Source organism: Acinetobacter sp. NIPH 298 (assembly GCF_000369505.1).
GTDB lineage: Bacteria > Pseudomonadota > Gammaproteobacteria > Pseudomonadales > Moraxellaceae > Acinetobacter.
Genome location: NZ_KB850054.1, coordinates 331,516 through 357,365, shown reverse-complemented (window position 1 = coordinate 357,365; position 25,850 = coordinate 331,516). Strand labels below are relative to the sequence as shown.

Genomic DNA, 25,850 nt, shown 5'->3' with positions numbered 1-25,850 from the left:
ATGCGATTTATCTTGGGAATTACAGGGGGCATTGGCAGTGGTAAATCTGCGGCGACCCAATGGTTTGAGTCTCAAGGTATCTGCGTTGTTGATGCAGATATTGTGGCGAGAGAAGTTGTTGAACAAGGTCAACCCGCATTAAAAAGTATTCAAGATGCATTTGGAGATTGGGTGTTATTGGAAGATGGCAACTTAAATCGACGTGCACTGCGCGAGCATATTTTCCAATCACCTGAAGCGCGTCAAACGTTAGAAGGAATTACCCACCCCGCGATTCGCCAGTCGATTATCCAACAACTACAAAATGCTCAAAGCCCTTATGTGATCTTGGTTTCACCACTACTCTTTGAAACCAATCAGCATGAACTTGTTCATCACACCTTACTGATTGATGCAGATGAACAAACACAGTTACAGCGTGCCAGCCAACGCGATGGACAAAATGCAGCAGAGATCAGAAAAATTATTGCAGCACAAATGCCTAGAGCTCAAAAACAACAACTCGCCCATGATGTTGTTCTCAATGATGGTTTATTAGAACATCTGCATAAGCGGTTGAAGCCCTTACATTTAAGTTATTTGCAACGTGCTGAGCAGTTCTTTTAATCTTTTTTTTGCTGAGCAAGTTGTTTACTTAAGCTGTCTTGGCGGAACCACCGCCATGGCTGTAATGCCCCGATTGCCATTCCCACCAAACCACAAGCAACGGCAACACTTAAGGGTTCATTTAACAACGGAACGGCAAGCGCAGCCGCGATAAACGGCGCTAAAGTGACAATACTTCCAGTCTTAAATGCACCTAAACGCTGAATTGCAGCGATATAAGTCAAAGTGGCAACAATCACGACCAATACGCCATGAAACAACCCTTGTACCAACAAATGCACAGCTTCGACTTCTTGAAAATGCTTTGGAATAAATAAAAGATAAATCGGCAAATAAATCAATGCTGACCAGATTGCTACACTTGCCATCGCATGCCATGCAGACAGTTTCCACTGTTTCAACAACACAGTGAATAGCCCCCACCAAACTGCACTAAAAAAGAATAACAGATCACCAAGACCAAATGACGAAGCTTGCTCATGCAACATCAAATAGCTCATCACCGCCAAAGCACTCAACATGATCATCAAACTCAACCACGTATGCTTATCAAAGGTCTGCTTAAAAAATACATAAGCAGCGACGGCAGTACATAATGGGATAAAACCATTTAAAAAAATCGCGGCATGCGCTGCTGGTGCATGTAAAAAGGCAGTATAAACGGTAAAACAGTAGGCTAAACCCCCTGTTAATGCCAATATCACTGCACGTGGATGCCATAAAAAAGCCAAATCTTTTTTATAAATCAGGATCGGCATGAGAATCGTAAACGCAATCGCAAAGCGCATTGCAACCAAATCCCACGCACTGATATGCCAATGCGCATTTAAGCGAGAGAAAATGGTAAAGCCACCCCAAATACACATGGTAATGAAGACAAATACGTAGCCTTGGGTTCGAACCGTCATGTCAAAGCACTTGAATCATCATACCGTAGTCAGATGATTATACATTGCGTTGACGACATGCTTCATACAACGCCATTCCCGTCGCCACACTCACATTCAAGCTTTGTAAATCACCTGACATTGGAATATAAACGGTGTGATCACACTGAGACTGTGTAATTGGTCGCAAGCCTGTATCTTCAGCACCCATCACGATCACAATCGGTCCACTAAAATCACACTGCTGTAGTGGCAAAGCCTTTTCATCTAACATCGTGCCGATAACGCGAGTATGTGTGGTGTCTTTTAAATGCGCCAAAGTACGTGCAAGATTAGTGACTTGAATAAATTTAACCTTTTCAGCGCCCCCTGCTGCAACTTTGCGAGCAGTTGGTGTAAGCCCTGCGGAACGGTCACGAGGCACGATCACCGCTTGAACCCCCATTGCAGCAGCGGTACGAATACAGGCACCAAGGTTATGCGGATCAGTTACTTGATCCAGTGCCAATAACAACGCATTTGGAGTCTGTTGCATCAGTTGATCTAAATCTTGTTCATTTAAGGTCGGATGTGGACGTACAGCCGCGACAACCCCCTGATGAAAAGGCAGACCCGCCAATTTTTCTAAACTGTCTCGACTGGCTTGTTGCACACTAATCCCAAAAGGTTCTGCAAGCTGTAAAATCTTTTGTAGACGTTGGTCATCACGCCCTTTCAGGGTAAACAACGTCAAGACTCGCTCAGGCTCTAACTCTAATAATGACTCCACAGAGTGAACACCATAATAATATTCAGATTTTGCCATGAACGAACGACCTCTTTAAAAATGCCCGCTTCAAAAACGGGGATTTAGGTTGTAAAAGTTTCTCTTTGAAGCAGGAACTTTTGGGAGATTTATAAAAAATAAAAATCCTGCAAAGTGACTTTACAGGTGAGGAGCGAATAGCTCCGCAAAAGAATTTAATAAAAAAATCCTGTAAAATGACTTTACAGGATTCCCTTACAGCATAAGTGTACTCGATTTAAACAGTAATAGGTTAGCCTTCTAGATGGCAAACATAATCGAGCACTTCATCCGCTTCGATATAAAAAACACTATTGCCAGGCACATAAAAAGACTGTCCAGCACGGAATAACTCACTTTCGGTGCTATCTGCAATTTTTACACGGCATTCACCAGAAATAATTTCCATACGCTCTGGTACATGTGTCTCGAATGCTAAAGGCTGTTCAGTCGGTAAAAGGACACCTAAAGTCTTTTTGGTACCATCTTCAAACTGTACTGTATGGCTAATACATGCCCCACCAAAATACACATTTGACTTTTTAATGACCGTAACATGATCAAACTGCACTGAACTCATGCCTACTCTCCAAATAATGCAGCATTTATATTAGGTTATGATGGACGTAGTTTAATTGTGCCTGCGTCACTAATCAATCCATTTTTATCATGCTTTTTGCAGCAAATTTCGAAGCACCAAAGTGCTTTATCACAGAGAGAACTGTCATATCCTAGGCAAATCAACAAATTCATCTATTCAACGCTTGTAGCAACTATAAAACTTCTCTATCTTTAAGCAAAAGATTTTGTGCATTGGATGCGTTTATGCTCACCCATTTAACTTTAATTAATTTTGCACTCGCCGACCACCTCGCTCTAGATATTGAACAAGGTTTTAATGTACTTACTGGTGAAACTGGTGCAGGTAAATCATTATTGTTAGATGCATTATCTGCCTGTTTAGGAGAGCGCACAGACACCCATTATGTCCGCTATGGTGCCGATAAAGCAGATGTGACTGCTGTATTTAGTTATCAGCCCGAAAGTGCCGAAGCACATTGGCTAAAAGAACATGAACTGGATGATGACACCGCTGAAATTCATTTAAGACGCGTGGTTTTTGCGACAGGTCGAAGTAAAGCATGGATTAATGGACGACCAAGCAGTTTAACTGAACTTAAAGAAATCGGGCGTTTGCTCGTACAACTCTATAGCCAGCATAGCCAACAACAATTACTTGAACCACCCTATCCCAAACATTGGTTAGACCGCTATAGCAACTTTGCAACGCCAGCACAGGCTGTGCGTGAGGCTTATGCGACTTGGCAAAAAAACATTCATCAACATCAAGCCGCTTTAGATGCGCAAGCAACACGTATTCAAAGAATACAAACGCTTGAATCCCAGCTTGAAGAACTCGAAGATATCATTCAGACCGATTATCGAGAAACAGAACAAGAATTTGATCGTCTGAGCCATCATGAACACATCATGCAAGACTGTGGTTTTAGCTTGAATGTGCTAGATGAAGCAGAACAAAATATTACCCAAGAAGTTGCCTCCATCATCCGTCGTTTGGAGTCTCACGCAGGACGTAGTGAGCAACTCTCCAGTATTTATAACTCATTGTTGAATGCGCAAAGTGAAATAGATGATGCAACTGCGAGTTTGCGTCAATTTATTGACCGACAAAGTTTTGATCCTGAGCGGATGGAACAGCTCAATGCAACTTTAGAAATTTTTCATCGCCTTGCTCGTAAGCATCGTAGCCAACCTGAACAACTAAAGCAGGAATACGAAGCTTGGCAACAAGAGCTAGAACAGCTCCATCATCTTGAAGATCCTGAAACCTTAGCGGAACAAGTTGAGATTTCATATCAAGAATTTATGCAAAAAGCACAACATTTAGATGAAATTCGTCGTGCTGCAGCCATTCCATTGGCACAACAACTGATCGAACAAGTCAAACCGCTCGCCTTGCCTGAAGCCTATTTTGAATTTAAGTTTGAACCATTGATGCCACCAAATGCAGAAGGTTTAAGTTCTATTCAACTGCTATTCACTGCCAATAAAGGTATCCCAGCACAACCCCTAGCACGTGTGGCATCAGGTGGTGAACTTTCACGTATTGCGCTGGTCATGCAAGTCATGAATGCCGAAAAAACTGAAGCTGAAGTGCTGGTATTTGATGAAATTGATGTCGGGATTAGTGGCGGAACTGCTGAAGTGGTTGGTCGCCTCCTCGCTGATTTGGCGCAACACGTACAATTGCTTTGTATTACTCATCAAGCGCAAGTTGCGGCACAATCTGACCAGCATCTCTTGGTGAAAAAGCAACAAACTGACCCTGCCAGTAGCACCATTATTGAACTTGACGAAGCGCAACGAATTTTGGAACTTGCCCGCATGTCTGGAGGGGTCGAAATTAGCGAAACCACCTTACAACACGCGAAACAACTACGTCAGTTGAAATTTCAACCGAGCTAGCGTCTATTAACAAAATATCAGAAAATGATTGGCGAAATCCGATCAACTCTTGTATGTTGATAAAAAGAACCTATATAGGGTCTGTTGGCATTTCACAGATGCTTGCGGCAGAGGACATTTTTTAGATGATACAAGGCATGTTTTGCGAAATTTAGTCATTCTAAATGATGAGAAACACTGTTTCGCAAGATAACGCAGTAGCGGCAAAAAATATCCCTACCCCAAAGGGTTATGGCTAAAACGTCCCCAAACTGCGTTATAAAACTTGACAAGGGGATCGCCATTGCCTGCGTTTCATGCCTTGTTTGCATCGTTTTAGCCTATAACGCAAGGCATGGCTGAAATATCAACAGGCCCTTGATAAATTAGCAGAATATTTTGATGGAGAACCGCCTAGGTGACGAAACAATATTTAACTCATCGTTGTCTAATTGCTCCACCAGACATGGCAGATGACTTCTTTGCAAATACAGTCATATATGTTGCTCGCCATGATGAAGACGGCGCTCAAGGCATTGTGATCAATCGCCCTTCTGATCTACAAATCAAAGAATTACTCAATGATTTAGAGATTGATGCCGACAATGTACAGCCACATGCAGTTTTGCAAGGTGGACCTTTGCGTCCTGAAGCAGGCTTTGTTTTACATACCGGCCAACCCACTTGGCATTCATCCATCGCTGTGGGTGAAAATGTCTGTATCACCACCAGTAAAGATATCTTAGACGCGATTGCACACAATGAAGGTGTTGGTCGTTATCAAATCGCATTGGGTTATGCGAGTTGGAGCAAAAATCAACTTGAGGAAGAAATGGCTCGAGGCGATTGGCTGATTTGTGATTCAGATATGGATTTGATTTTCAACTTACCTTATGACGATCGTTGGGATGCAGCCTACAAAAAAATTGGGTTAGATCGGACATGGTTTGCTTCAGAGATTGGTCATGCCTGATATCCAAACTTCACAATCAATTATGGCATTTGATTTTGGCACCCAAAAAATGGGGATTGCGATTGGTCAATCACGTATTGAAAGTGCCAATCCTCTCCCTCTATTCATCATGAAAGATGGCATTCCTGACTGGAATCAGTTATTGAAACTGGTCAAAGAATGGCAACCCAATCTATTTTTAGTGGGTTTGCCACTGAACATGGATGATAGTGAGTCAGAACTTTCTGCACGTGCCCGCAAATTTGCACGACGTTTACGCCATCAAACCAACATTGAAACATGGATGGTCGATGAACGATTAACCACGCGAGAAGCACGAGAAGAACTTGAATTTTATCAAGAACGTGGTCGCGCCAAGCGCTTATCCGCAGATAGTTTTGCGGCTGCTTTGCTGATTCAAAGTTGGTATCGTGATCCCACTGGAGTTACGCCTTAAAAGAACTGTCCCTCAACTTTCTAGCACAGAGCAGCATTAGTATTATTCCGCGTTAGAAAACAACTTCAAGATAACAACTCTTGAATAAAATAAGATACACGGAAGCGTCATCCACAACCTGCATGGCATAAACAAGATTTTGTTTCTGCGAAAAAGCATATAAATGAAGAAATAGAACAGGTTTTGTGGATGACAATGCCTTTGCCTACTTTGGGCTAAACCAAAGTAGGGCGAACCGCAGGTTTAACCTAAAATTGGATGGGAACTCAGCAAGACTCCGTATATCACTATTTCTCAATAATTCTAACCGTTGCCGTGCGTCCAGACACAAAAGCTAAAGGATTCTGCGGTTGTTCATCTAATACGATTTTGACAGGTACACGTTGTGCTAAACGCACCCAACTAAAGGTCGGATTCACGTTAGCAAGTAAATTAGAACTACCTGAGCGTTCACGATCTTCAATTCCCGTTGCTACCCCTTGAACATGCCCTTTAATCTGTTGACGATCACCCATGAGTTGCACCGTTGCCTGATCACCAACATGAATACGATTGAGTTTAGTCTCTTCAAAATAACCCACCACATAAAGCTGATGGCGATCAAGTAAAGCGGCAACGGCTTGCCCCACATTGACATAGCTTCCGACACGCAAATCAAAATTTGATAAAGTTCCATCAGCAGGTGCAACCACTTCTGAACGATGTAAATTTAATTGAGCTAAATGCAAACTGCTTTGTGCGACTTCTATCAGTGCTTGTTGCTGTTGAATCGCTGCATTGGACTGCTCAATACTTGCAACCAGTTGCTCACGTTCTGCGACAGCTTGATCGCGGGTTGCAAACACTTGATCCTGCTCTTGCCTTGAAATCGCACCATCCATGAGGCTAGCATAACGCGCTGCATTCTTTTCAGTCAGCTTCATATTGGCTTCGGTTTTGATCAAACTGGCTTTCGCACCTGCCAAGTTTGCATGAGCTTGTGCCAAACCCGCCTTGGCCTTAGCCAAATCAGATTTTGCTTGTTCCACATCTAAGGCTTGACGTGCGACATCAATTTTGAAAAGCACCTGCCCCTTTTTTACAGTTTGGTTATCCTGTACCAGAACCTCTGTGACCAGACCGTTGACATCTGATGCGACCTGAATCACATCACCCCGTACACGGCCATCTCTCGTCCACGGTGCGGCATTGTAGTAATTCCACAAATGCACGACCGCATAGACAGCGATCACGATCGCAACGAGTAATACCACAGGACGTATGACTTTTCGCACCTCAAATGCCTTCATGTTCATTACCTTTACCACTGATTCTTTAAATCATTAAATTTCGAATTGAGTGTTTATAAAAACCTTAGACCCACAGCCACACGAATAGCCCATGGACCAGTAGCAACAATGCCAAGTAAAAACACAGATTAAAAATACTCGGCAGTGCAATCCAACCCTTGATGACCAATCGGTCGACCCATGGACTAATCAGCTTAAACAAGACATAAGCGATGATGGCTTGCACCAAAAGAATGGGGATATAAATCCCATAAAGATTAATTTCACCCATGTGACACACCTACGCCTGACATTGCCACATCCATTTCATCGGTTGGAATATGACCAATGCTTTCACAAATATTATTCAGAGAAATCAACAGCCGTTGCTGTAATTGAGCATCTTCAATCTGCTGAGCAATGCGATGCAGTAGATTGATTTGCTGCACAATAGATGTTGAGAAATGATGCGATGCACTTTGTTTCTCTTGGGCTTGGAAATACTGAGCTAATTGCTGTTGCAATACTGCGACCTCAGTTTGCAGCGCGGATAGCTGCGGTAGTTTTTGACTAATTTCTTGTAGCCGCACCAAATCAACAATCGAGCTGCTCTCAATCAATGCATTTTGAATCGCTGTTTTAATCTCAGGATTTTGCACCAACTTGGTATTCAAAATACCCACACGATCCAACATACTGCGTAAATGGATTTTAAAATCACTACCATAAGACATGCTTAAGGCCTGACGCATGGCTTGATAATGCAAAGCCAAAATACGCGTGGCACTGGTATCTGGTGAAACGGCACGAACCAAATCAATCACAATCAGCGACACCAATACGCCCAAGATCATGGCAAAGGAACTATCCAAATAAGAAACCGCATCCATCGTATATTGGTTATGCAGATTCAAACCCATCATGGTATTGATCCCAAGTACCATACCAATCGGCATCAGCATTTGATTGGCCATCATGGTTACAGCCACAAGGAACATTGGAAACAGGACCAAAGCCAATTGCCAAAAATGTGTGACATGCGGAAAAATACCAAAGGCGTATAAAAAGACCAAACCCGCAGAAAAAATACTGCCCCAAATAAAAATCCGTAACACAGGCACAGGATTATCCAAAGCAGTCAAAATACACGCCGTCACCGCACCCATTTGCGCCATCATAAATCCAGCTTTCCAACCCGAAACAATCCATGCGCCAGTCACAATAAAAGTAATCAATACCGCACTAATGCCACCACGAACAGCGATGCCATGATCACGATGTAAACTTGGGTACTTGGTGGTAATCGCGGTAATTTCGACAGGAATATCTTTGTTGCCTTGCTGGATCTGCTGCCAAATAAGCTTTACCGCCAAAATATTGGCAATAAAATGACGCACATCCATTTTCAATGCCGCCAAGACAATTTGCTGTTCGGACGTTGCCAGAACCATAAGTTCAGCAAAATCCTGTTCAAAGCTACTCGGTAAGCCCTGTAAATCACTCGGTTTTAACACGCGATCTTGTTTTAAAAATGCCAAGCTATGCTGAAGAATCAGATCCAAATGCGGTGCTAGATTGCTCATCTGCATTTTTTCAAGCTGTTTCACGCGTTGAGACAGCGCCACCAAATTAGCGACCACTAACGACACCTGATGCAACATTTCCTGCAAAGGCTTGGTCATCCCATTCAACTCACCTTTTTCATAGGCCAAATGAACTGCCAAAGCATGAATATCAGAAGCATCACGCGTGATCACAGACAGAATTTGCGTATCATCGTCCGAACTTGCCTGCACACTCATTAGATTCCTAAAGGTACTTTCCAGATCACTTAAGGTTTTATTGACACGCTGCTTGATCATGGCACCAACATGAACGGGTAAAACCGTTGCAGAGACGACCGCTGTTGCAATCACACCGATTGAAATTTCTAACACGCGCGCCAATGCAATATCAAAAATATTGTAGACATCAATATAGGTAATCGCGTTATACACAATCATGGCGGTTGAATAGCCAGCCAACATAAAGACATAACTACGTGGCGTACGATCCAGTAATGAAACGTATAAAGCAAACCCGACCCATAAAGACAAAATAATGGTAAATAACCATGGCGTATTAATAAAATGAGGGGTTAACAATAAGGCAATCATTGCCCCAACCACCGTCCCAACTAAACGATACACACATTTTGACGACACCATCCCTGAGTAAGGATTGGCAATAATCAATACCGTACCAATCGACCACATTGGATTAATTAAATCGAGTTCAAATGAAATAAACAGTGCCAGCATGCCTGCCACAAAGGTTTTGCAGGCAAAAATAATGTCCAGTCGGCTCGGTCTAAAAGCCAACAACTGTTTAAATAGCATGAACGTGTCTCAATTCTGAGCCAGACTTTTCGCTCATATTCTTTCAACAACACCAATAAATGTGATGACGAATTCAACTGATTTGGACAGATCCAAATCAGTTCGATAAGCGTAAAGCTGATGATAGGAAGTGATGTGCAATATTCGGAAAATTTAGAGTTATAACCCAAAAAATATCCAAATAAGACATTATGTGATCTATTTTTTCAAAACACGACCAATTAGTCAATATAAATTATCACCATTTGATAATATTTAATTTTAATTTAGAACAATATTGATAAAAGTGATCTTCTTTCTCATCATGACCATTGGTTTATTCAACCATCTCGATCAGATTTAAAAGTCCATACACGAACTCAGACTTTTCTGTTATAAAACAATAAAAGTTTGATTTTCACGTTATTTTTAAGGAGTAGATGCCCCATCATGGCAATTTCGAGTTTTGGTAAGATTCTCACTGTACTGGATCTATTCTCAGTTTCACGCCCGATTATCAATGTCGATATCATTTGTGATGAGCTTGCTCTATCCAAACCTACTGCCTATCGCTATCTTAAAGAATTGGTCGCGACCGATATGCTGAAACGCATTAGTGGCACGTCAGGTGACTACACTTTAGGATCTAAAATCGCTGTTCTGGACTATATTTCGCACAGCACCGATCCATTGGTGCAAACAAGTATTCCTTTTATGCGAGATATCGTTGAAAAAACTGAACTGTGCTGTTTGCTCACCTATCTAAACCATGATTATTGTATCGACCTACATCACGAAACATTTAAAGAGTCAGAGCTACTCTCATTTGGTCGTGGTTGTCCTCGCCCTGTTTATATTGGCGCATCACCAAAAATCGTGATTGCACATTTGAGCAAACAACGCATTCAAGCCTACTATCAACAATTCAGTCATGAACTGGCTCAGGTTGGTTTCGCACAAAACTTAGATGAATTCTCTCAACACATGCGAAAAATCAAGAAACAAGGCTTTTATTTATCACAAGGTGAGATTGACCCATCTGTTTGTGGTCTTTCAGTACCAATTCGATTTTCAAACAAAGAAGCGCCGATTGCGCTCACTTTGGTGGCATCAAAAAATCGTTTTGACTTCTTAAACATTCAAAAATTGACAGAAATTCTGCAAAACAATGCCGCACAAATTGAACTTAAATTTGCAGCACTCCCAGAAAATCCATAAAGCCAAACTTGAGAATATAAAAAATATTTACATTTTTAGCCGTTGCTAAAATAGATGGATTCTCATATTATGATTATGTTCTTCAGCATACTCTCCTAAAAGAGCATGTTTCCTCAGAGAACTAAGCTCATCCTTGCTATGGGCTTTTTTCTTGCCTTTATTTTTATATAGCCAGTAAAAAGCCCTCCATCTGGAAGGCTTAGAAATTTTGAATGGATCGATCAAATATCTATTTTAAGGTTGTTTCAAGTATGGCCACGCTGCTTTGAGATAGATAAACATAGACCATAATGTCAAAATCACAGCTGCATAAAGCAAAGCATAGGCCCACATTTCGAGTGGTTTCCAATTCAACAGAAACACACTAATCGCAATCATTTGAAAAGCAGTCTTATACTTCCCTACCGTTGAAACCGCAACATTGGTACGCGCACCGAGTTCAGCCATCCACTCACGCAAAGCAGATACCGTAATTTCACGAGAAATAATCACGATGGCAGCAAATGCCATAGAAATGGTCGGTTGCCATTGCACTAAGACAATGAGCGCCGCTGCAACCATTAGTTTATCAGCAACAGGATCAAGGAAACGTCCGAAAGCTGAACTCTGATCTAATGTCCGTGCCAAATAGCCATCGAACCAATCCGTAAGCGCAGCAACGACAAAGATTGCTGTCAGCACCATATGGCGAAGCATTCCACCATGATGTTCAGCTCCAATGGCTGGTGGCCAATAAGCGATCACCAAAAACACTGGTATTAAAGCAATACGCGCCAAGGTTAAGATATTGGGAATGTTCAGGATTTGCCCTGTACTCATAAACACCGCCATGTTGTTCGCGTCAAATTTGCATATTGCACAAAGGATGTACCGAGAATGTATCCATCTGTAAGCAACTTTATACGAAATATAGTTGAATGTCGATTAGGCAAAAACGGCAACCGTCTGTCTTAACACGGCAATGAGCTGATTTTGTTGATCCCAAACATAAGCATATTCCGTTGAATACCCTTGATGGGCAAACTCAGTGACGACCTTATATTTAAACCAATCCTGAATTTGATGTGCAATTGGACTTAAATAAGTAATCTGCCATGTCAAAGAACTCGCAGGCGCTGGGGTCTTAAACATCGGCAGCACGCCTGGCGGCCAAACATCCATTAAAGCAAACAAATCTGCAAGCTGCATGTCACGATTGGGATGTAAAGCAGGTGAAAAACGACTCCAACCACCAAAATCAGGGACCTTACTTCCCGCCATTGGGTAGCTCCCCTCTGCCCAACACAATTCAAATTGTTGTAAGCATTCTGGCATCAAACCTTCGAGATAGAAGGTTTTTTCCAATTGTTCAGCCATCGGATAATCAGGAACTTGAGGCAAATTACTCACGTGGATCCGAGACTCACGCTGTGAACCAAAACTTGCAACTAAAATACTCTGTACTGCGTCATCTTGCCATAACCGTATTTCTAAGCTAGTGACTGATTTTCCCTGTCTTAAAATCTCAGCACTCAGCTTTGCTCGTCCTTGTTGTACTGGGCCAACGAAAGTGACATTACAACTTAAGAGTTGTTTTGCTGCATCATTCACCACACTCAGCGCTTTTTGAATCATTAAGCCTGCAACTAAACCACCAAATACTGTGCGACCTTGTAGCCATCCCGATGGAATATCAATCCATTCTTGTTGTTCGATCTGTTGATAAATCGGGAGTAGAGACATATTGATTTCCTTAATCGCTCTGAATAAATGTTATCTTTCTACTTTTTAACGTAAATGTGAATGATCGATCTGGCTAGAATTACAGAACAATTATGTCAATTCAGTATGCTGCCCCCTAACGCGACCTATCCCATCATCGTGCAACACCATCTACTCATGCAAGATTTTATAAATGGTGCGTGCCATCACCTCACCTAAACCTTGAACCAACATAAGCTCTTTTTCAGATGCCCTCAGTACACCTTGTATCCCACCAAAATGCGTCAGTAAATCACGACGGCGTTTAGGACCTAGCCCAGGAATCGCCTCCAATACAGAACTACTGCGACGTTTATCACGCTTCGCTCGATGCTTGGTAATCGCAAAACGATGGGCTTCATCACGGACCTGTTGAATCAAATGCAGGGCTTTATGGTCTTCTGCCAATTGCAGCTTAGTGCCATCGGTAAAATGTAGCGTTTCCAAACCCGCTTTACGCCCCTCACCTTTAGACACCCCAATCATAAAAGCATCTAGTGCTAACTCTTGCATCACCTCCATTGCCATATGCAATTGACCTTTACCACCATCGATGAGGAGTAAATCAGGCAATATATTTTTCTTATAGCGGCGGATTAACGCTTGGCGCATAGCGGCATAATCATCGCCACCCGTAATATCTTGAATCGCAAACTGACGATAGTCCCGCTTTCTCGCGCCACCTTGATCAAAGACCACGCAGGATGCAATCGGTGCTTCACCCATCGTATGGCTAATATCAAAACATTCAATTCGGTCAATCGGACGCCCCACCACTTGTTCAAGCTGATGAAAACGTTCGTTCAATTCTAGATAATTACTGAGTTTACCTTTAATGGCATGCTGCACATTCATTTGTGCTAACTCTAGCCACTCCGCCCGTGTTTCACGTACTTTATGCTTGATGTGGACTTTCTTGTTAAAGGTTTGCTGTAATGCTTCTTCGAGTTGAGGGCGATCAGGCACCTCAATATTCACAATCAGCTCAGTCGGTACTTCATCTGCTACCTGAAAATAAAAATTCGCAATAAAGTCGCTGAGCATTTGCCCGAGATCGTCTCCCAACATATCTGGAAAATAACTTTTCCCTCCGAGCATTCTTCCGTTCCGAACGTACATGATCTGCACACAAGTTACGCCCGCTTGATAGGCAATCGCTAAAATATCAGCTTCACCTTTAACTTTAAAGACTGCCTGTTGTGCCTGAACCTCACGCAATAAGCCTAAACGATCCCGATAGAACACTGCCTTTTCAAACTCAAGTGCTTCAGCCGCTTGCTCCATTTTTCCGATCAATTCTTGATTCAGCTCTTTGGTATCCCCTTGTAGAAAACGAATCGAGTTATCGACATCTTCTTTATAGGCTTCAGGGCTAATCAACCCCACGCAAGGCGCAGTACAACGTTTGATTTGATACTGCAAACACGGACGTTTTCTTTGGGCAAAATAGCTATTTTCACACTGCCGTACATTAAATAGCTTTTGCAAGGTGAGCAAAGTATCTCGCGCACTGTAAGCACTCGGATAAGGTCCAAAAAACTTACCAATTTGATGTTTACCTTTGCCACGTCCACTAGCAATACGCGGATAGGGTTTATCTGCCGAGACAAAGATATAAACATAAGATTTATCATCTCGCAGCATAATGTTATACGGTGGACGGTGCAGTTTTATAAGATTTTGTTCGAGTAATAAAGCCTCTGTTTCCGAACGAACAATCAGCGTTTCAATGTCATAAATACGCGCAACAAGGGCTTGTGTTTTAGGGTGCTCAATGGTTTTAACAAAATAGCTGGATACACGATTTTTTAAATTTTTTGCCTTACCCACATACAATAACTCACCCTCTTTGCCGAGCATTTTGTAAACACCAGGCAATTGGGTCATGTGAGTCAGGATGGTTTCAATGTGTTCACGTGCGTTAGAGTTCACAATAGATTTTCATGAGCAGAATTACTTTGATGATGTAGTCTATGCACACGAATTTCAAGCCTAACTCGGTGAAATCCATGTGCTGCTCAGTTATGATTAGAATACTCGACCCAAAAATCGATCAACCTGCTTAAATGCCGATTCATTAAAGAAGTCACACGCCAATACATTGTTCTGCTGCGCAGTATTTACCTCTCTTTCATTGTGAAAAAAGCCCCAATGCTCCTTCGCTTGATAACGAATTCGCGTATCAGCTAACTTAAACTCAGTACTCGGTTGGAAAGCAGTCCATGCGGCATTTTGCCAAATTCCTTGATTTAGAATATTACTGTTTGTACTGACATGGGAAAGGCTTTGTGTTGGATATAACTCAATATAATTTTGGGTACTGAATTGAACCTGTTTATTCCAACATGTTGCGCCTGAAGGGAACTTATCTTGAGTGGAAAATAGTAATGCTTGAATAATTTGTAAGGTTGCATCACTCATCAGGGGTGTATCTCTAGCTTGAGTGAACAAATAACCAATATAATCTGAAACGTTTAACCCCGACAAATCAATTTTTTGTAATTGATAAGTGAGTTTAAAAGATGCTTTTTGACCAAAATTATAAGGTTCGTATTCTAAAACAGAATCATTAAAAATTGCTTTTGTTCCGATCAGATATGCACCTGCTGTAGTTTGTGGCGGAAGTATGGTCGATATCTCATCTTTAGTTAAAAAGTTACGTAACGCTTCTGTCCGTAATTTTGGCGTTTCCGAGTATGTTAAAGAAAGAATTTTATCCTTATCGACTTGATATACTTTTTTGATTAATGCATTTGAAGCATTAGATGCCTCAATATCATAGCTATAAAAGCCTTTATTGTTAGAATCTACGCCACCGTAAATATCATCATTTTCTTCTGTACAAGCGACCAAACTTAATACACTCATACATATCAATAATTGTTTTTTCATTATGTATTCTCATCATTCAAAAGCGCATTGATTATCTACTTTTATACCATTTGATACAACTAGACACTGATTCTGATGATGCTCCGATGGCGATAAAAAAAGCCCTGAAAATCCGTTAAGACTTCAGGGCAGAATATAAATCTATGTGCTCAGCACAGCTAGCCAATCAAAGGTTACCGCACACCTTAAAATACATAAGGTCGAACAAAAATAACGAAGAACAAGCCAAGCATAATGAACCATTTCAAAAAGTAATAAAGTTGACGATTTGATTTCTTCAACGCCTTGGCTTTAATACGAACTTGATAGACATAACCAAATGCTTTATTTAGGCCGCCAGTTTGATCGCCCACTTCATTGGGTGAACTTGCCGCAGTCATCACACTTTTGCCAAACCAATGATTAAACTTTTCCATGAAACGCGTTTTTAATGGGCGCTCTACGTCAGCAAAAAAGATAATACGGTTTTGATCGGTTTTATTTTCAGCATAGTGAATATAGGTTTCATCAAACACCACACTCTCACCATCACGCCAAGAATAACGCTCACCATCGACATCAATGAAACAACGATCATCGTTCGGTGTAATCAAACCTAAATGGTAACGCAATGAACCTGCATAAGGATCACGATGGCGAACCAAACGGCTATCAGGTGCAAGCTCTGTAAACATTGCAGCTTTGATACTTGGGAGTGTTTTTAATAAAGCCGTTGTTTTTGGACAAAATTCTGATGCTGATGGATGTGCAGAGTCATACCATTTCAAATAGAAACGCTTCCAACCCGTTTTAAAGAATGAATTAAAACCCAAGTCATCATAAGTACTTGATGCTTTAATACCACCTTTGTCATAAAGCGCTTGCGCTTCATCACGGATCATTTCCCAGTTTTCATCCAGAACTTTTAAGTCCTTGAAATGCTGTGTGTCGATATAGGGTTGATTCGGCACGCTGGAAAACATGTACATTAAATAGTTAACGGGTGCGAATAGCGTTGAATGGTCAAAAAATTGACGATAAAACGAGTGTCTAACTTTACCACGGCGATGAACATAGAACGCCGAAATGATAAAGATCGCTAATATGATCCACTTAATCATTAGATTACTCTATCTTTTTAGCTGAAAACCAAATGCCAGTTTGAGAACCAAATATCAAAATCGCACTCAAAATAAGCTTGCTATTCTAGCAAATTTATATGACTGAATACCAATTTACTTTGTTTAAAGCGGACAAATAAGGCTTTGGAGTTATCTTTAGCAATCAAAGAGAAATAGCTAAAAACATCATTAAAAATTTATTTTTCTTCGTGACTTAAAAGTCTCACTAGAAAGTTACAACAAATTGATGACCACTGCGTCACGCCTTGATACAACTTGTTATGTCCTTTTTAGATATAGTTATCGTAAGATTAGCGAAGCTTTTTTGTGTGCCTAACCGCACACATGCTTTATGACATCAACTCAGAATCCTCCACAACAAGGGAGATCAGGCATGATCCACGCTGGCAATGCCATTACCGTCCAAATGCTTGCGGACGGAATTGCAGAATTCCGCTTTGACTTACAAGGTGAGTCGGTTAATAAATTTAACCGTGCAACCATTGAAGACTTCCAAGCAGCAATTGCTGCGGTTAAAGCCAATAACGATATTAAAGGCTTAGTTGTAACTTCTGGAAAATCAACATTTATCGTTGGTGCAGATATCACTGAATTTGGCGACAACTTCGCCGCAGGTGAACAAGCAATTGTTGATTGGCTTATGCCTGTACACGAAATCTTCAACAGCTTTGAAGATTTAGATATCCCTAAAGTTGTTGCTATTAATGGCATGGCGTTAGGTGGCGGTTTCGAAATGTGCTTAGTCTGTGACTACCGTGTCATGTCGGAACAAGCACAAGTCGGCTTACCAGAAATCAAATTGGGTATCTATCCTGGTTTTGGTGGTAGCGTACGTTTAAGCCGTTTAATCGGTATCGACAATGCAGTTGAATGGATGGCAATGGCCAATCCAAAGAAACCTGCTGCTGCACTTAAAGATGGTGCTGTAGATGCGGTTGTTGCTGCTGACAAATTACAAGAAGCTGCCATTGACTTGGTTAAACAAGCCATTGCTGGTCGTTTGGACTGGAAAACAAAACGTCAAGAAAAATTAGACGCGATTAAATTGAACCCACTTGAACAAATGATGGCGTTCAATACAGCGAAAGGTGCGGTACTTGCAAAAGCAAACCCTGCGCAATACCCTGCTCCAAAATTATTGCTTGATTCATTACAAGCAGGTGCAACATTAACACGTGATGATGCATTAAAAGCAGAAGCACAAGGTTTCGCAAAAGCTGCGATCACACCACAAGCAGGTGCATTGATCGGTTTATTCATCAATGACCAAGTTGTGAAGAAAACAGCGAAAAAATATGAGAAAGGTGCTCACCCAGTAAACCAAGCAGCGGTATTAGGTGCTGGTATCATGGGTGGTGGTATTGCTTACCAAGCGGCAAGCAAAGGCACACCAATCATCATGAAAGACATTGGTAACCCACAACTTGCACTTGGTATGAAAGAAGCGAATGGCTTACTGACCAAGCAAGTTGAACGCAAGAAAATGAAAGCTGCGCAAATGGGTGAAACACTTGCTCGTATCCGCCCGACTTTAAGCTACGATGAGTTTAAAGAAGTGGATATCGTGATTGAAGCGGTGACTGAAAATCCAAAAGTAAAAGAAATGGTATTGGTGGAAACTGAGAAAAATGTTCGTGAAAACACGATCATTGCATCAAACACTTCTACAATTTCAATTACACGTTTAGCAAAAGCATTACAACGTCCTGAAAACTTCGTTGGTATGCACTTCTTCAACCCAGTACACATGATGCCACTGGTCGAAGTTATTCGTGGTGAAAAGACTTCTGACGAAGCGATTGCAACCACAGTTGTTCTTGCTCAGAAAATGGGTAAAACACCAATCGTTGTGAATGACTGCCCAGGTTTCTTAGTAAACCGTGTATTGTTCCCTTACTTTGGTGCATTCGACCTTCTTGTTAAAGACGGTGCGGATTTCCAACAAGTAGACAATGTAATGGCGAAGTTCGGCTGGCCTATGGGTCCTGCATACTTGATCGACGTTGTTGGTATCGATACAGGTGTTCATGGCGCTGAAGTCATGGCTGAAGGTTTCCCTGACCGTATGAAGCCTGACTACAAAGGTTCTATCGAAGCGATGTACGAAGCAAAACGTCTTGGTCAAAAGAATGACGTTGGTTTCTACAAATACGTGTTAGACAAGAAAGGCAAGAAAGCGAAAACTGTTGATCCAACAGCTTACGAAATCATTGCACCTTTCGTTACGGGTGAAAAACGCGAGTTTGACAACCAAGAAATCATTGACCGCATGATGCTTGCTTTCTGTAACGAAACTGTTCGTTGCTTAGAAGACAACATCGTTGCAACGGCTGCTGAAGCAGATATGGCAATGATTATGGGTGTAGGTTTCCCTCCATTCCGTGGTGGTCCATGTCGTTACATCGACCAAACAGGTGTTGCTGAATACGTTGCGCTTTGCGACAAATATGCACACTTAGGTAAGGCTTATGAAGCGCCACAGATGTTGCGTGACATGGCTGCTAACAACACAAAATTCTACGGTTAAGGAGCGACGTGAATGGCTACTTTAAATCCACGTGACGTTGTGATTGTTGATGGCGTTCGTTCTGCCATGGGCAAATCGCGTAACGGTATGTTCCGCAATGTACGTGCCGACAGTTTATCTGCTGAATTAGTACGTGCACTGGTTGCTCGCAACCAGTTCGATACAAACGAAGTTGAAGACATCATTTGGGGTTGTGTCAACCAAACTTTAGAGCAAGGTATGAACATTGCTCGTAATATTGGTTTATTGGCTGACATCCCTAAGACTGCTGGCGGTCAAACCGTCAACCGTCTTTGTGGTTCTTCTATGCAAGCAATCCACACGGCTGCTGCACAGATTGCAACCAACCAAGGTGACGTGTTCATCATCGGTGGTGTAGAGCACATGGGCCATGTAGGTATGATGCACGGCATCGACCTGAACCCAGAAGCGTCTAAACACTATGCGAAAGCATCTAATATGATGGGCTTAACGGCTGAAATGTTAGGCCGTATGAATGGCATTAGCCGTGAAGAACAAGATGCGTTTGGTGTTGAATCTCACCGTCGCGCTTGGGCTGCAACACAAGAAGGTCGTTTCAAAAACGAAATCGTTGGTGTTGAAGGTCATGATGCCAATGGCTTCAAAATCCTTTGCGACATCGACGAAGTGATTCGTGCTGAAGCAAACCTTGAAGCGTTCAAAGCATTGAAACCTGTATTTGATCCTAAAGGCGGTTCAGTAACCGCGGCAACGTCTTCTGCGCTTTCTGACGGTGCTTCTGCAATGTTGTTGATGTCTGCTGAACGTGCACAAGCTTTTGGTTTAAAACCACGTGCCGTGATTCGCTCTATGGCGATTGCGGGTTGTGATGCTGCGATCATGGGTTACGGTCCAGTTCCAGCAACTCAAAAAGCACTTAAGCGCGCTGGTTTAACGATGGCTGATATTCAAACCATCGAATTAAACGAAGCATTTGCTGCTCAAGGCTTATCAGTCATGAAAGGCTTAGGCGTTTATGACAAACAAGACATCATCAATTTGAATGGTGGTGCGATTGCATTGGGTCACCCATTGGGTTGTTCAGGTGCACGTATCACAACAACATTGTTGAACGTGATGGAACAACAAGATACGCAAATCGGTCTTGCGACCATGTGTATCGGTCTTGGTCAAGGTATCGCGACGATTATCGAACGTGTTTAATCGACACTAAGAAAAAGAAACCCCGCTTATAGCGGGGTTTCTTTTTTTGAACTAAGTTCAAATTTTAGGGTATGAAAAATTGATTTTTAGGACCTTTTAACCCGTCTTGAATCTGTTGCTGCAATTTCAAAATATCATCCATATTGATCTTAATCGACCCATCACGGATCCCTATTATATTATTTCGATCAATATTCAAAGGTTCTAACATTTTAAACAGACCACTAGTCGGATCAGATGATTGTAGACCCTTAGCAACGGCTAAAACATGTTGCTCTAATAGCGGAGAAAGTTGCGATGAATCAGGTTCTTCCATTTTTTGTTGATAATTAACCGTAGTTACGCCCTCTTTCACTCCAGCATTCTGCATATCACTATGAACTTTGTAGATCTGATGTTGTAGAGCTTCACGTATTTTTTCATCTTCTTGGAAGGGAACAAAGCCGACTTCTTCACGTAACTCAGACTCCGCCATAATACGAATCGTTGGCAATGTAACGACCTCATCTGCTTGAACCGTTGGTAAACCAATAGCAGCAAATACGGCGATAAACACTGATCGTTTTAGAAAGTTCATGACTCGGCTCGCTCCAAAAATCCGTCACCATACGAAAAGATGATGAGTTAAATAAAAGCATCTATTCATAGGCTACAACAAAGTCGGGCTTGATTCAGTAAGGCTCAGATAAACGGTAAATATCAATAAAATTTTGAACGGAAGATCAAATGAATTATGAGTATCAAGTCATTCTATTTTCTGAGTATTTCTTTCAAATAGCGAACCAACTGAGGAAAGTCAGTATAACCATCCTCTGCCAAAAAATGCCCCGCTTTAGGAATAAGGGTAAATGGTATATCAAGTTTTTTTGCGAGCTTAATACTCAATTCAGGTGGGACATATTCATCATTTTCTGAAATAAACAGGTGTTTATTTGGGGAATTCTTCAAATTTATATGCATATTTTGACTTTTTAGAATATATGAGTCTAGTTGGGGTAACACGGGTAAAGTTTCAGTAAACCCAGCAACAAGAATAACTCCCCCAATCTTGGGAGGATTCCGCTTTGATAAAAAATTTAATAATGTGACACCACCTAAACTATGGGCTACAAAATACGTCTGTTCATCAATCATTTTAATATTTTGTTCTAAAATATGCTGCCAAGCCTCAACATCTGGCTGCATCGGATTGGGTAACTGTAAGATGGTTACCTGAGTATGTGAATCCTGCATCTGCCTCTGTACTGATTCAAACCAATGATCATGTGCTGTAGCACCATAACCATGCACAATAAATATCTGACGATGTATCGTCGCCTCTTGTGGAGGAGCAGCATATCCAAAAAAAGAAGTGAAAAACAATCCTAAAGAATAAGCCAATTTTTTCATCAATATACTCTCAGTAAAATCTACTTATAGCCATGCTAAACTATGACAGCTATGTTAAGGTCAAGTGATATTCTATGAATCTTGCAAAAGTTGCCAAATTAACGCAGGTTAGTCCTCGTATGTTGCGTTACTATGAGGACGTAGGGCTAGTTCATCCCAAACGAAACTCAAATAATTATCGCGATTACAGTCAAAAAGATATTGAAGATATTTATAAGATTAAAATATTGAATGATGCAGGGATGAATTTGAAAGATATTCAAGTTTTATTACCTTGTTTCGATTTGGATTATTACCGATTTAGTTTATGTCCAGTTGTGCAGACAAAATTAGAAAATGAACTTAAAAACGTAAATGAGCAATTAATCAAACTACAACGATCACATGAACTATTAAAATCATTTTTAGAACATGGTACAGTTGAATCAACCATTTAGGACCATACATATGAATCATATAATAAAAACGACATTATCCATTGCTTTATCAAGCATGGTTATCTCGGGCTGTGCCACCAAAACCCTCATCACCAAAGACAATAAAACTTATACTCGGACGGCAAAGGTTACTTTAGTTGAAGACAATGTGGTCGCTTTTGGACGACCGGCACAAGCAACAGCCAATTTACCAAGAGATAGCATCGTCATTGCAGGTCAAAAGAACAGTTACATTCTGACCCAAGGCGGCACTCAGTTTGTGACCATCATCAACAAGCTTGATCCCAAAAATATACAAATCACACGTGATCTAAATTTCTTCTCTGAAAAAAATGATGGTCATTTTTCAGGAACATTGCCCATTTCTTATGTCAAACTCAAAGAGGATTTAAGCAAAAAAGACTTAGAATTTTTTATTGAAAATGGTGCAAAAGAATGTTCGTCTTCAAGTGATACACGTATGCAAGCGCAACGTTTTTGTTTTGATCTAAAACTTGCGGGTGTAGTCTACCCTGTCGCAAATAATCTGACTTCATTGAAAGCATTAAGCAAACCTTATCAAGTTACAATCTATACCAATCAACAAGAAAGCTATAAATCAAGATCAAGTCTCAATCCTTTTGAAAAATTGGTGCTTCTACCTTTCGCAGTAGCAATTGATGTGGTGAGCTTACCGTTCCAAGCTGCCGAAAAGATTTTTGATTAAGCTTAAGTTAAAGGTCTTTGACTCAAAGCAATCACTTGCCTCAAAGACCTTACCTTCTTATTGCCCCTAAAATCATTTTTCCATCAACTGTGTGTCTCTTCTTCACCTTCATTATCAAAGGTTTTGGCGATTTTATCGATATTTAGACTTTTCGCCATCGCATCAAAAATATCCTTATAAACACCTTGTTGCTGATAAAGTTGATAATGCTCACCGTGCTCAACGATCGCACCATCCTGCATCACATAGGTATAATCCGCATCAATGATCTGTGACAAACTATGAGAAATAATGATCACTGTCCGCCCCTGTTTGATTTCATCTAAGCTATGTTTAATCTGTTCAGTGGCAATGGCATCCAAACTTGCTGTCGGTTCATCCAAAAAGATAATTGGTGGGTTTTTCAGAAACATCCGAGCGATTGCGATTCGTTGTTGTTGACCGCCCGATAACTGCAAGGCATCTGATTGATAGCCTTTTGGTAGTTTCAAAATTTGTTCATGAATGGAGGCTTTCTTTGCTGCTCGGATAATCTCTTCTTCAGTTGCATCCATTTTTCCATAGCAAATATTGTCTTGGATAGTGCCTTGGAAAATATGATTTTTCTGTAATACCAAGCCAATATGATCGCGTAAATATTGAGTATCCATTTGGTTTAAATCAATCCCATCCATGAGAATCTGCCCAGATTGCGGTAAGTAAAACTTATCTAACAAACTAATCAGGGTCGATTTACCTGCACCTGATAGTCCAACCAAGGCAGTAATTTTATTGGGTTGAATAACCATGTTGATATTTTTCAGGGCATGATGGCCATTGGGATAATAAAAATCGACCTGCTTTAACTCAAACTTTCCTCTCAGATGCGCTGGCTTTTGCTGCCCCGAATCCTCAATCTCATCATCTGCTTGAAGAATCTGAAAAAAACTTTCTGCATAAATCATGGCATCATTCACCTCATCATAAATGCGGTGGAGTGAACGAATTGGAGCAGATACGTTGTTAAATAACAGAATATGGAACATGATCATCCCGATACTCATGTCTCCGACCAATACAAAATAAGCCGTTAAGATGATAATAAAAACAATACCGATTTGTTCTGTAAACGTTTTCAAACCATCAAAAACAAAGCTAATTTGACGGGTATACATCTGATTATCTGTTAGCTGCTTCTGTAAGATCAGTTGTTTTTCAGCTTCGACTTTTTCCCGATTGAATGATTTGATCACCGTGATGGAATTTATAATACTCAAAATGCCCTGACTCTTACGTTCACGCCCATCACGTAAACTTCGTCTAACCCCGCCTAACTTCTGTGCTTGCTTGAATGTCAGCCAGAAGTAAATCGGCACGATACTCAGCGCAACCAGTCCAATCCAAAAATTAGCATAGAACATCAAAGCCAATGCCAAAATTGCACTGCTAAACAACGGTAAAATATCGATAAAGAAAATTTGAATCAAACGGGTAATCGAGCCAATTCCTCGATCAATCCTTGTTTGTAATTTGCCTGCCTGATTGTCATCTTGTGTAAAAAATGCCAAACGATAAGTGAGAAATTTCTCAATAATCGCCTGTGCGACATCTTGAGAAACCATAATTCTGAGGCGTTCACCAAATAACTTCTGGCCAAACTGAATCAAAGTACTGAGGACTTCCTTACTCAGCAAAATCACACTAATCGTTATTAAAATATGCAAGCCTTCCGCCAAGCCGCCGCCTGCTTCAACCAAACGATTGATCTGGTCGACAGCGTATTGAAGCGTTAAGGCATTGACCTGAGCGGTTAATGCACCGATCAAGGTCAGAACCAATGTCACAATCACCAGTAATTTATACGGTGCAACAAAGGGTTTAACTCTATTGAAAAGCTGCCATAGATTCATATTTTTACGATTTTTCCCAAAATGCTTTCGACGACAGGTTTTAACTTACAGCGATGAACTCAACGACTTCGATGCGATTCTCCAGCTTAAACATGGCGAATGATGATCTAGATGCACTATTTTTAACGGTGCAAGCAGAAAATAACTATAGTTCCTCCTCCAACACTTCGACGTTATTGTTTTTAATTTTTTCCATCTGACTATTGAGCTTAAGGACAGCTTGATACAGCGTATTAAATTTTTTCACGGGTGCATTCTCATAAAATAGAATGGTGTTATTTTTTCTTTGCCATTGATGGGTCTTTAACAGATCAAACATAACTTGTGCCTTTTCTAGGATCTGTTGTTCAATTGCAAAAATATCTTGGCTTTGATCAGCATTCAGGTTGCTTTCTAGTTTTGCTTGCAACAAATCACGCATATCACGTTGAATAGACAAACTCTTGGCTTGTTCAAGCGCGTCTAATTGAATTTTTTGACGTGTTTGCTCATATTCGGCCGAGACTTTACGCACATCGCTAAGCATCTGCTGTGTCTCTTTATAGTCCTGTTTACGATCACGATCTAATCGCTCTACATTTAAAAAGGTATCCCAATTCGCAGCTTTCAGTGCTCGTAGATACTCATTTCGTGCTTCAACATTTTGCATCCAATAGGTTAATAAGAATTCCGACATTAATTTATAATCACCAGACAAGCGATCATCTTGTACATCGAGCTGAACTGGCGTTGACCAATCTTGTGCTTGGTCATATAGCTCACGCATCTTCTCGGCCATGACCACATCAAACATTTGCTTATTGTTCTCTGCACGCTGTTGTAGCTTATGTTGATATAGAAAAAATGAACCAATACAAATCGCGATTACAGCAACAAATAATAGAAAACGGCGCATAATGCCTCCAAGCTTAATTATATTTTTTATGTCCTAACTTTAGTGTAATCATTAAAACGTATGCATTAATATGA

At 41.0% G+C, this 25,850-nt stretch carries 24 protein-coding genes; 9 read left to right on the top strand and 15 right to left on the bottom strand.

Going from position 1 to position 25,850, the window contains the following annotated elements; all coding sequences use genetic code 11:
- Nucleotides 1-606 (top strand): dephospho-CoA kinase, encoded by a 606-nt coding sequence (gene coaE / locus F903_RS04055; protein ID WP_004668363.1) that lies wholly within the window; start codon nt 1-3, stop codon nt 604-606.
- Here coaE and F903_RS04050 read toward each other — a convergent pair.
- The 3 genes from F903_RS04050 to F903_RS04040 all read right to left on the bottom strand — a co-directional run bounded on the left by F903_RS04050 (nt 603) and on the right by F903_RS04040 (nt 2,857).
- The gene (locus tag F903_RS04050) at nt 603-1,514 is read right to left on the bottom strand and encodes a DMT family transporter (RefSeq protein ID WP_005194771.1); all 912 of its coding nucleotides are present in this window, start codon (nt 1,512-1,514) and stop codon (nt 603-605) included. The genes coaE and F903_RS04050 overlap by 4 nt on opposite strands.
- 37 nt (nt 1,515-1,551) lie before the next feature.
- Nucleotides 1,552-2,298, bottom strand: a complete 747-nt coding sequence (gene rlmB, locus F903_RS04045) for a 23S rRNA (guanosine(2251)-2'-O)-methyltransferase RlmB (protein WP_005194769.1) — start codon at nt 2,296-2,298, stop codon at nt 1,552-1,554.
- Nucleotides 2,299-2,530: 232 nt separating this feature from the next.
- A complete protein-coding gene (locus F903_RS04040) occupies nt 2,531-2,857 on the bottom strand; it encodes a pyrimidine/purine nucleoside phosphorylase (protein ID WP_005194767.1) in 327 nt (108 codons plus the stop codon).
- A 245-nt stretch (nt 2,858-3,102) separates the two neighbouring features.
- Here F903_RS04040 and recN point away from each other — a divergent pair, with 245 nt between their 5' ends.
- The 3 genes from recN (at nt 3,103) to ruvX (ending at nt 6,152) form a co-directional block, all read left to right on the top strand.
- On the top strand, nt 3,103-4,764 hold the full coding sequence (gene recN / locus F903_RS04035) for a DNA repair protein RecN (protein ID WP_004668354.1): 1,662 nt from the start codon (nt 3,103-3,105) through the stop codon (nt 4,762-4,764).
- Nucleotides 4,765-5,161: 397 nt separating this feature from the next.
- Complete coding sequence (locus tag F903_RS04030) at nt 5,162-5,716, top strand: YqgE/AlgH family protein (protein ID WP_005194764.1); 555 nt, start codon at nt 5,162-5,164, stop codon at nt 5,714-5,716.
- Nucleotides 5,709-6,152: a Holliday junction resolvase RuvX gene (ruvX, locus tag F903_RS04025; protein ID WP_005194762.1), complete on the top strand. Its 444-nt coding sequence runs from the start codon at nt 5,709-5,711 to the stop codon at nt 6,150-6,152. Before F903_RS04030 ends, ruvX begins: the two co-directional genes overlap by 8 nt.
- A gap of 287 nt (nt 6,153-6,439) precedes the next feature.
- On the opposite strand, the gene F903_RS04020 is transcribed toward ruvX, so the two are convergent.
- From F903_RS04020 to F903_RS04010, 3 genes are all read right to left on the bottom strand, one after another.
- Nucleotides 6,440-7,441: an HlyD family secretion protein gene (locus tag F903_RS04020; protein WP_005194760.1), complete on the bottom strand. Its 1,002-nt coding sequence runs from the start codon at nt 7,439-7,441 to the stop codon at nt 6,440-6,442.
- A gap of 64 nt (nt 7,442-7,505) precedes the next feature.
- The gene (locus F903_RS04015) at nt 7,506-7,712 is read right to left on the bottom strand and encodes a DUF1656 domain-containing protein (RefSeq protein WP_004668345.1); all 207 of its coding nucleotides are present in this window, start codon (nt 7,710-7,712) and stop codon (nt 7,506-7,508) included.
- Nucleotides 7,705-9,798: an FUSC family protein gene (locus F903_RS04010; protein ID WP_005194750.1), complete on the bottom strand. Its 2,094-nt coding sequence runs from the start codon at nt 9,796-9,798 to the stop codon at nt 7,705-7,707. Before F903_RS04010 ends, F903_RS04015 begins: the two co-directional genes overlap by 8 nt.
- Nucleotides 9,799-10,227: 429 nt before the next feature.
- Here F903_RS04010 and F903_RS04005 point away from each other — a divergent pair, with 429 nt between their 5' ends.
- Entirely contained in the window at nt 10,228-10,995 is a 768-nt protein-coding gene (locus tag F903_RS04005) for an IclR family transcriptional regulator (protein WP_004668341.1), read from the top strand.
- A gap of 234 nt (nt 10,996-11,229) precedes the next feature.
- On the opposite strand, the gene pgsA is transcribed toward F903_RS04005, so the two are convergent.
- The 5 genes from pgsA to lpxO form a co-directional block, all read right to left on the bottom strand.
- A complete protein-coding gene (pgsA, locus tag F903_RS04000) occupies nt 11,230-11,814 on the bottom strand; it encodes a CDP-diacylglycerol--glycerol-3-phosphate 3-phosphatidyltransferase (RefSeq protein WP_004668339.1) in 585 nt (194 codons plus the stop codon).
- Nucleotides 11,815-11,919: 105 nt separating this feature from the next.
- The gene (locus F903_RS03995; RefSeq protein WP_004668338.1) at nt 11,920-12,717 is read right to left on the bottom strand and encodes a thioesterase family protein; all 798 of its coding nucleotides are present in this window, start codon (nt 12,715-12,717) and stop codon (nt 11,920-11,922) included.
- Between the two features lie 150 nt (nt 12,718-12,867).
- Nucleotides 12,868-14,667, bottom strand: a complete 1,800-nt coding sequence (gene uvrC, locus F903_RS03990) for an excinuclease ABC subunit UvrC (RefSeq protein WP_034594839.1) — start codon at nt 14,665-14,667, stop codon at nt 12,868-12,870.
- Nucleotides 14,668-14,763: 96 nt separating this feature from the next.
- Nucleotides 14,764-15,627 carry a hypothetical protein gene (locus F903_RS03985; RefSeq protein ID WP_005194744.1) on the bottom strand — a complete coding sequence of 288 codons (864 nt, stop codon included), beginning with the start codon at nt 15,625-15,627 and terminating at the stop codon, nt 14,764-14,766.
- Nucleotides 15,628-15,812: 185 nt separating this feature from the next.
- Nucleotides 15,813-16,727: a lipid A hydroxylase LpxO gene (gene lpxO / locus F903_RS03980; protein WP_004668333.1), complete on the bottom strand. Its 915-nt coding sequence runs from the start codon at nt 16,725-16,727 to the stop codon at nt 15,813-15,815.
- Between the two features lie 394 nt (nt 16,728-17,121).
- On the opposite strand from lpxO, the gene fadB reads away from it, so the two are divergent.
- Nucleotides 17,122-19,275, top strand: a complete 2,154-nt coding sequence (gene fadB, locus F903_RS03975) for a fatty acid oxidation complex subunit alpha FadB (protein WP_005194742.1) — start codon at nt 17,122-17,124, stop codon at nt 19,273-19,275.
- A 12-nt stretch (nt 19,276-19,287) separates the two neighbouring features.
- Entirely contained in the window at nt 19,288-20,460 is a 1,173-nt protein-coding gene (fadA, locus tag F903_RS03970; protein WP_004668297.1) for an acetyl-CoA C-acyltransferase FadA, read from the top strand.
- A 64-nt stretch (nt 20,461-20,524) separates the two neighbouring features.
- On the opposite strand, the gene F903_RS03965 is transcribed toward fadA, so the two are convergent.
- Entirely contained in the window at nt 20,525-21,037 is a 513-nt protein-coding gene (locus tag F903_RS03965; RefSeq protein ID WP_005194739.1) for a hypothetical protein, read from the bottom strand.
- Between the two features lie 173 nt (nt 21,038-21,210).
- On the bottom strand, nt 21,211-21,849 hold the full coding sequence (locus F903_RS03960) for an RBBP9/YdeN family alpha/beta hydrolase (RefSeq protein ID WP_005194737.1): 639 nt from the start codon (nt 21,847-21,849) through the stop codon (nt 21,211-21,213).
- A 74-nt stretch (nt 21,850-21,923) separates the two neighbouring features.
- On the opposite strand from F903_RS03960, the gene F903_RS03955 reads away from it, so the two are divergent.
- Nucleotides 21,924-22,286 (top strand): MerR family transcriptional regulator, encoded by a 363-nt coding sequence (locus tag F903_RS03955; RefSeq protein WP_005194735.1) that lies wholly within the window; start codon nt 21,924-21,926, stop codon nt 22,284-22,286.
- 10 nt (nt 22,287-22,296) lie between these two features.
- Nucleotides 22,297-22,992, top strand: coding sequence for a YidX family protein (locus F903_RS03950; protein WP_005194732.1), 696 nt, complete (start codon nt 22,297-22,299; stop codon nt 22,990-22,992).
- An 83-nt stretch (nt 22,993-23,075) separates the two neighbouring features.
- Here F903_RS03950 and F903_RS03945 read toward each other — a convergent pair whose 3' ends face one another.
- Together F903_RS03945 and F903_RS03940 are read right to left on the bottom strand one after the other, a co-directional pair.
- Nucleotides 23,076-24,881: an ABC transporter ATP-binding protein gene (locus tag F903_RS03945; protein WP_005194731.1), complete on the bottom strand. Its 1,806-nt coding sequence runs from the start codon at nt 24,879-24,881 to the stop codon at nt 23,076-23,078.
- A gap of 145 nt (nt 24,882-25,026) precedes the next feature.
- Nucleotides 25,027-25,776, bottom strand: coding sequence for a hypothetical protein (locus F903_RS03940; RefSeq protein WP_005194729.1), 750 nt, complete (start codon nt 25,774-25,776; stop codon nt 25,027-25,029).
- Between the last annotated feature and the right edge of the window lie 74 nt (nt 25,777-25,850).

Coding starts and splice junctions, on each gene's coding strand:
- F903_RS04050 (WP_005194771.1), bottom strand. CDS start 1,514: ATGACGGTTCGAACCCAAGGCTACGTATTTGTCTTCATTACCATGTGT.
- F903_RS04005 (WP_004668341.1), top strand. CDS start 10,228: ATGGCAATTTCGAGTTTTGGTAAGATTCTCACTGTACTGGATCTATTC.
- F903_RS03955 (WP_005194735.1), top strand. CDS start 21,924: ATGAATCTTGCAAAAGTTGCCAAATTAACGCAGGTTAGTCCTCGTATG.
- lpxO (WP_004668333.1), bottom strand. CDS start 16,727: ATGATTAAGTGGATCATATTAGCGATCTTTATCATTTCGGCGTTCTAT.
- F903_RS03945 (WP_005194731.1), bottom strand. CDS start 24,881: ATGAATCTATGGCAGCTTTTCAATAGAGTTAAACCCTTTGTTGCACCG.
- F903_RS03965 (WP_005194739.1), bottom strand. CDS start 21,037: ATGAACTTTCTAAAACGATCAGTGTTTATCGCCGTATTTGCTGCTATT.
- F903_RS03940 (WP_005194729.1), bottom strand. CDS start 25,776: ATGCGCCGTTTTCTATTATTTGTTGCTGTAATCGCGATTTGTATTGGT.
- rlmB (WP_005194769.1), bottom strand. CDS start 2,298: ATGGCAAAATCTGAATATTATTATGGTGTTCACTCTGTGGAGTCATTA.
- F903_RS04015 (WP_004668345.1), bottom strand. CDS start 7,712: ATGGGTGAAATTAATCTTTATGGGATTTATATCCCCATTCTTTTGGTG.
- fadA (WP_004668297.1), top strand. CDS start 19,288: ATGGCTACTTTAAATCCACGTGACGTTGTGATTGTTGATGGCGTTCGT.
- F903_RS03950 (WP_005194732.1), top strand. CDS start 22,297: ATGAATCATATAATAAAAACGACATTATCCATTGCTTTATCAAGCATG.
- F903_RS03985 (WP_005194744.1), bottom strand. CDS start 15,627: ATGAAAAAACAATTATTGATATGTATGAGTGTATTAAGTTTGGTCGCT.
- F903_RS04040 (WP_005194767.1), bottom strand. CDS start 2,857: ATGAGTTCAGTGCAGTTTGATCATGTTACGGTCATTAAAAAGTCAAAT.
- F903_RS03995 (WP_004668338.1), bottom strand. CDS start 12,717: ATGTCTCTACTCCCGATTTATCAACAGATCGAACAACAAGAATGGATT.
- F903_RS03960 (WP_005194737.1), bottom strand. CDS start 21,849: ATGAAAAAATTGGCTTATTCTTTAGGATTGTTTTTCACTTCTTTTTTT.
- ruvX (WP_005194762.1), top strand. CDS start 5,709: ATGCCTGATATCCAAACTTCACAATCAATTATGGCATTTGATTTTGGC.
- F903_RS04010 (WP_005194750.1), bottom strand. CDS start 9,798: ATGCTATTTAAACAGTTGTTGGCTTTTAGACCGAGCCGACTGGACATT.
- F903_RS04020 (WP_005194760.1), bottom strand. CDS start 7,441: ATGAAGGCATTTGAGGTGCGAAAAGTCATACGTCCTGTGGTATTACTC.
- pgsA (WP_004668339.1), bottom strand. CDS start 11,814: ATGAGTACAGGGCAAATCCTGAACATTCCCAATATCTTAACCTTGGCG.
- recN (WP_004668354.1), top strand. CDS start 3,103: ATGCTCACCCATTTAACTTTAATTAATTTTGCACTCGCCGACCACCTC.
- coaE (WP_004668363.1), top strand. CDS start 1: ATGCGATTTATCTTGGGAATTACAGGGGGCATTGGCAGTGGTAAATCT.
- fadB (WP_005194742.1), top strand. CDS start 17,122: ATGATCCACGCTGGCAATGCCATTACCGTCCAAATGCTTGCGGACGGA.